The 5719-nt window shown below is 68.3% G+C and carries 8 protein-coding genes; 6 read left to right on the top strand and 2 right to left on the bottom strand.

Annotation, left to right across the window (positions count from 1 at the left end):
• Positions 1–108 precede the first annotated feature (108 nt).
• On the top strand, positions 109–540 hold the full coding sequence (locus tag ACQKIP_RS38010) for a VOC family protein (RefSeq protein WP_365856834.1): 432 nt from the start codon (positions 109–111) through the stop codon (positions 538–540).
• 24 nt (positions 541–564) lie between these two features.
• Here ACQKIP_RS38010 and ACQKIP_RS38005 read toward each other — a convergent pair whose 3' ends face one another.
• A complete protein-coding gene (locus ACQKIP_RS38005) occupies positions 565–909 on the bottom strand; it encodes a hypothetical protein (RefSeq protein WP_365856836.1) in 345 nt (114 codons plus the stop codon).
• Positions 910–1156: 247 nt separating this feature from the next.
• Between ACQKIP_RS38005 and ACQKIP_RS38000 the strand changes: the two genes are divergently transcribed.
• Positions 1157–2167 (top strand): hypothetical protein, encoded by a 1011-nt coding sequence (locus ACQKIP_RS38000; RefSeq protein WP_365856838.1) that lies wholly within the window; start codon positions 1157–1159, stop codon positions 2165–2167.
• 407 nt (positions 2168–2574) lie between these two features.
• Positions 2575–2859 carry a hypothetical protein gene (locus tag ACQKIP_RS37995; protein WP_365856840.1) on the top strand — a complete coding sequence of 95 codons (285 nt, stop codon included), beginning with the start codon at positions 2575–2577 and terminating at the stop codon, positions 2857–2859.
• Positions 2860–2888: 29 nt separating this feature from the next.
• On the opposite strand, the gene ACQKIP_RS37990 is transcribed toward ACQKIP_RS37995, so the two are convergent.
• The gene (locus ACQKIP_RS37990) at positions 2889–3479 is read right to left on the bottom strand and encodes a hypothetical protein (RefSeq protein ID WP_365856842.1); all 591 of its coding nucleotides are present in this window, start codon (positions 3477–3479) and stop codon (positions 2889–2891) included.
• A 119-nt stretch (positions 3480–3598) separates the two neighbouring features.
• On the opposite strand from ACQKIP_RS37990, the gene ACQKIP_RS37985 reads away from it, so the two are divergent.
• From ACQKIP_RS37985 to ACQKIP_RS37975, 3 genes are all read left to right on the top strand, one after another.
• A complete protein-coding gene (locus ACQKIP_RS37985; RefSeq protein ID WP_365856844.1) occupies positions 3599–4528 on the top strand; it encodes an ion transporter in 930 nt (309 codons plus the stop codon).
• Positions 4529–4574: 46 nt separating this feature from the next.
• Positions 4575–4838: a GlsB/YeaQ/YmgE family stress response membrane protein gene (locus ACQKIP_RS37980; RefSeq protein WP_365856846.1), complete on the top strand. Its 264-nt coding sequence runs from the start codon at positions 4575–4577 to the stop codon at positions 4836–4838.
• 111 nt (positions 4839–4949) lie between these two features.
• Positions 4950–5719: threonine/serine dehydratase (locus ACQKIP_RS37975; protein WP_427745189.1), on the top strand; the 770-nt coding region annotated here is incomplete at its 3' end.

Below are 5719 nucleotides of genomic sequence, written 5' to 3'. Positions count from 1 at the left end.
CCTTGCGACACCGGGGGCGACACGCCCAGTTCCGGATATCCGGGACATGGCGGTGCAGCCTCCCCCCGGTGGGACGTCCGCGGAGGGCGACGCTGCTACGGTGCGCCGATGTCATCGGTCAAGCAGTTCCAAGTCACCTTCGACTGCGCGGAGCCTGCGCGCCTCGCCGGCTTCTGGTGCGAGGTGCTGGGGTACGTCACACCGGCGATCCCCGAAGGGTTCGCCACGTGGGAGGACTACCACCGCTCGCAGCCGCCCGAGCAGAGCGCCTACTTCGCATGCAGCGATCCCTCGGGCGTGGGACCGCGCCTGCTCTTCCAGCGCGTGCCCGAGGGGAAGGTCGTCAAGAACCGGGTGCATCTGTGCGTGCGGGCCGGCACGGGACTCGTCGGTGATGAGCGCCTTGCCGCGCTGGAGGCCGAACGCGCACGGCTGGCCGCGCTCGGCGCGGCACATGTGCGCACGCTGCTCGCCGATGAGGACAACGAGTCCTGCATCGTGATGCAGGACATCGAGGGCAACGAGTTCTGTCTCGACTGAGCGCGCCGTCGTCCTCGGCGCCTATCAGGGCACGAGGACGACGGAGTTGATCGGCGTCATGTCGTACGGCAGGGATTCGCCCGTCTCGCGGACCACGTCGGAGCAGTTGACGCCGTTGTACCCGAAACAGACCCGGAAGCCCGCGCCGCCCGTCTGGTAATGGGCCAGCACACGGTGTCCGGTGACATTGGACAAGTTGTGGGAGCCGTAGCTGTAGAAGATGTTCTTGCTCAGGATGGTGCCGTTCGTCTCGCGGATACAGAGCGCGCCGCTGGGGCAGGGAGTCGCCGCATGAGCGCTGGGCGCTGCGGCAATTCCGGTCCCGGCGGCGAGGGCCAGGCTCACGGCGATCATTGCGGTCTTGCGCATCCTTGGTCCCCCCAGGTCTTGATGATTGATGGCTCCGGCAGGCGGCACCTCACGAGGATCCAGTAATCCGTCCCGTGCTGACAGCACGACTTCCGCCAATGTGGCCGTCGGTCCGGGACACCAGGTCGGTCGGTGGCGCCAAGGAACCGAACGCACGGACGAGGGCGTCGCAGTAACCATGAAAGATCATCCGGATGGCGCCGCCCTCATATCCGTCCCGGAAACCTGTGGGGTCGGCGACTCCGTTGTGGCCGAAGGTCTGCGGACAACCGGCCGCGACCGGCGCCTCGTGTTCGGCTCGGCCGCCCGGGCGGTCGCCGCTGCACTGTTCGCCGGGGGCGGGATCGTGGCCGGCGGGTTCGCCGCAGCGTGGGGCCTCTTCCTGGAGGCCGGGCGCACCGCCGAGGGCTCCATCGAATACGAGGAGTCCTACGTCGCCTACACCGACCAGTGGGACGGCCTCGTCAAGGTCGCGCTGTGCGTGTACCCACTGCTGCTCCTGGTGGCGATGATCCTGGTCGCCTGGCTGCTCACCGCCCAGGCCGTGACCGTGGCACACGCACGGGAACGCGACACGGTGGACTGGGAACGCGACACGGCGGACCCGGATCCGGGCGCCGGTCCCGGCCGGCTCACTCTCCGCGCCCTGTGGCGCCGGTCCCGTCCGCACCTGGGCGCCGCCTTCCGCATCCAGGCACTCACCCTCGTATGCGCCCTTGTCCCGGCGGTGGCGGGCTTGCTCGTCCTGGCCGCCGTCGACATGGAAATGGTCCCGGGGGTCGTGTGGCCCACCTACCACGAACCCGCCACCGTGCAGTTCATCCTGGTGGGCCGGATCCTGCCCGTCGTGATCTGGGTACTCGGCCTCGTCCTCCTGGCCCGCTTCGCACCGGCCACCGCCGTACGAGTGGCGGACAACTGCTCGGCGACGGCCGCGATGCGCCGCTCCTGGACGCTGACCCGCACGGCACGGCTGCGCACCACCGGGATCTATCTGCTGTGCGCGGCCGTGCTCGCCGCCGCCTTCGCGGTGCTGAAGTGGCTCGGTACGTTCGTGGCGCACTGGGCGGGACTGCTCATGCTGGCCACCACCGACGACAACGTGTGGATCACCGGCGTCCTCGTCATCATTACCCCGGTCGCGGTGGCACTCGTGCTCCTGCCCGTGGTGCTGGCCCCGGTGGGGGTGGTGCTCGCCTGCTTGCGCGGGGCGCCCGGTTCGCCTGAGGAAGGCAGTGCACGGGCCGGTATCGCGTAATACCGCTCCGCAGCCGTGGAGATCGCGCGGTGCACACTCCGCCGCATCGAATTCCCTTGACGCGATCTCAATTCGTGCGCTATTACGGCCGATAGGTCTCAGCAGAGACGGCAAGCGAACATACGGGGGACGTGGTTCGAATGTCGGCAGAAGATACCCGCCGAGTATTCCTGCGGCGGATGGGGGCGACTTTGCTGGTAGGGGTGGGGCTGACCGCTACAACGGCGCACGGATGCCCGGCAAAGAAATCGACCCCACCGAAGCAGCGCCCCAAAGCACCGAACGTACCTTTGCCCAATCCGAAGCCGCCGGATTCACGGGACCCTGAGTATCCGTGACCACTCGATTTACCGCGCATTGCGGGGGCCGGTAAGTCCCGCGCTCGTGATCCCTGAGAAGATCTCGCTATGCCTGACGAGCCGAAGGACAACGCAGCCCTGTGGGCGGGCGAGAAGACTCTGTACGACGTAGTGCCCGGCCTCGACGCTCTCGTCGAGATCATCGGACGGGACCTCGTCCTGGGGGAGTACTCACTGGCGTACGACACGGCGGACGCGGCGGCGCAGATGATTACGGGGCAGGGGGAGGCGACGGGAATTCGGGACGAGGAAGCGGCGCTGCTGGTCGTGCGTGCACTTGCCGGGGCTGCGGCCGAGGCGGAACGTGCGAGCGATCAGTCCGGCTCGCAGTAGCTCACCCGCCCCCGGGCCGGAGATGGCGCTCAGCAGACGAAGTCGGCCAGGACTGGCAGCGGGGCGGCCGTCTCGATGCGGCCGATGCAGATGACGGCTTCCTCGAACTGGTAGTAGGAGAGCGCCTCGTGGCGTGGGCCGATGACGAGCAGGTTGTCTCCGCAGCGCCAGGCGGCATGGCGCCAGGCTCCCTCTCCCATGGCCAGGGTGCCTCCATCGGCGGTGATGTCGCCCTTGGGCGGACCGAGGCGTTGGGCAAACGCGGATATGGCTGCGTCGATGTGCGCGTCGAACACCTCGCGCCCGGCGTCCGCCTGGCTGGTCCAGCCAGGCAGCGTGCCCCAGAAGTCCTCCTCCCAGTCCCCGCCGCCCGCCCAGTAGAAGTGGGCGAACGACAAGGAAAGGGTGTCCCCGAGATACGCGAGGTGCCCCTCGGCGGTGACGAGCGTGTCCTCCAACGGCAGGTCATCGCCGCCTTCGCGCCAGCCCAGGCGCCGCATCGCCGCTTCGGAGACAGCCCAGTCGCCCAACGGCAGTTGGGCCAGGGCAACAGCCTGCTCCACCAGCGGCGGGGTGACGGGGCATGCGGCGACATGATCGACAGAGTCTTCGGCGGCCATGGCCCGACGATATCCGGGGCCTGCCGTGGCATGACCCCTGCCCCGATCCGTCATGGCCTTCGCCGCCCCTGCCGTCGGTGTCATGTGACCGGCGGTGGAGCCCGTAAGATCCAATTCCTGTGAGCAGCAACACGATCCGGTTACCCGAGAGCACCCGCCGCACCGTCCTGTCCGCCCGTTGTCGCATCGTCGTCGAGGCGCGCTGGTTCTCCGCCACCGTCTTCGCCCTGATCCTCGCCAACGCCGCCGTCCTGGGCATCGAGACGTACAGCGGGGTCATAGGCCGCTTCGACGACGAACTGAAGCTGCTCGAGCACGCCTTCCTCATGGTCTTCACCGCCGAGATCGTGCTGCGCGCAGGCGCGCACGCCGATCGCCCGCGGGACTTCTGGCGCGACCCGTGGAACCTCTTCGATCTGGCCGTGGTGGCCTGCGCGTTCCTGCCAGTAGTGCGGGAGAACGCCACCGTCCTGAGGCTGCTGCGCCTGGCCCGTGTGCTGCGCGCCGCCCGCTTCATGCCTCAACTGCGCATCATGCTGGTCGCGGTGGGCCGCAGCCTGCCCGGCACCGTCAGCTTCCTGTTCGTGGGCGGGCTGTTGTTGTACGTGTACGCGATGGTGGGCTGGGTCTCCTTCGGCGCGGCCGACCCCGAGCACTTCGGCTCGATCGGCCGCGCCGTGCTCACCCTGTTCCTGCTGATGACCCTCGACGGACTCGGCGACGCGGTCCGGGCCGGCCTGGAGATCTCCCGCTGGAGCATCGTCTACTACGCCAGCTACGTCCTCATCGCCTCCTTCGTCCTTGTCAATGTCCTCATCGGGGTCGTCATCACCTCGCTCGACGAGGCCCGCGCCATAGAGGAGCAGGAGGAGCGGGAAGTGCTGCCCGTTCCGCCCCAACCGGCGCGCACATCGGAGGAAGACGTGCGCGCCCGGATCGCCACGGCGCGCAGAGCCCTCGATGAACTGGAGGACTGCCTCGCGCGCTGCGGTACGCCCCATGCAAACGGCGTCGAGGAGACTGACTCCTCTCTGCTGGGGCACACGTAGTTCGACAGGCGTGTAGAAGCTTCGGGTCAAGGAGAGGCAGACGGGCATGGAGATCTCCGGCATTTTCACTGCGATCGTCATCGGTATCGTGATCGGTGTGCTGGGACGTCTGGTTATCCCGGGCCGTCAGCGCATCGGTATTTGGTGGACGATCCTGGTCGGTATCGCTGCCGCCCTCATCGGCACAGGCCTGGCGGCCGCCCTCGATGTCGCCGACACCAAGGGCATCGACTGGATCGAACTGGCCATCCAGGTCGGCCTCGCGGCACTCGGCGTCGTGGGAGTGGAGCGCTTGAAGGGTCGTCGCTGAGCACGCGGCAGCCGCCCTTGAGCTGAGGTGATCCGAACAACCGCCTCTGCGCGGGATCAGCCACGTATTGTGCAGACGGATACGGCGTGCGAGAGATCTTGGAGGGGCGCCATGGTCGGTGTTGAGGACGTGGAGAGCGCGGCTGCGCGGATTGCCGGGCACGTGGTGCGCACGCCCACGCTGCCCAGCCCGGGGTTGACCGCGTTGCTCGGGGTGCCGGTCACGGTCAAGCTCGAACTGCTCCAGCGCACGGGTTCGTTCAAGGCGCGCGGAGCCGTCGCCAAGCTGCTGGCGATGACCGACGAGCAACGCGAGGCCGGCGTGGTGGCGGTGTCCGGCGGCAACCATGGTGTGGCTGTGGCCGAGATGTCGGCCGCGCTGGGTGTGCGCGCCACCGTGGTGATGCCGCGCACCGCACCGGCACGCTCGGTACAGGCTGCCAGGGCCGCGGGAGCTGACGTACGGCTGACCGCCACCATGGCCGAGGCCTTCGCGACGATGGACCGCCTTGAGGCCGAGGGGCTTACGCTGCTGCACCCGTTCTCCGACCCGGTGGTCATCGCCGGGCAGGGCACGGTGGGACTTGAACTCGCCGCCGATGCCGGGGAACTGACGGACGTTCTGGTCTCCATCGGCGGAGGTGGTCTGATCGCCGGTGTGGCGGCGGCCCTGCGGGCTCGGCGGCCGGACGTGCGCGTGTGGGGCGTGGAGACTACGGGCGCCGATGCGATGTCCCAGGCGCTGGCCTGCGGTGGGCCGGTCCAGGTGGATGTGGATTCACGTATCAGCACGCTGAGTGCGCCCACGGTGTCCTCGCTGACGTACACCATGGTGCGTGACCAGGTCGACCAGGTATTTGTCGTGCCCGAGGCGGAGGCTTA

This window comes from Streptomyces sp. NPDC059900 (assembly GCF_050270335.1).
Classification (GTDB): Bacteria; Actinomycetota; Actinomycetes; order Streptomycetales; family Streptomycetaceae; genus Streptomyces.
This window is presented reverse-complemented; position numbering and strand designations above follow the sequence as displayed.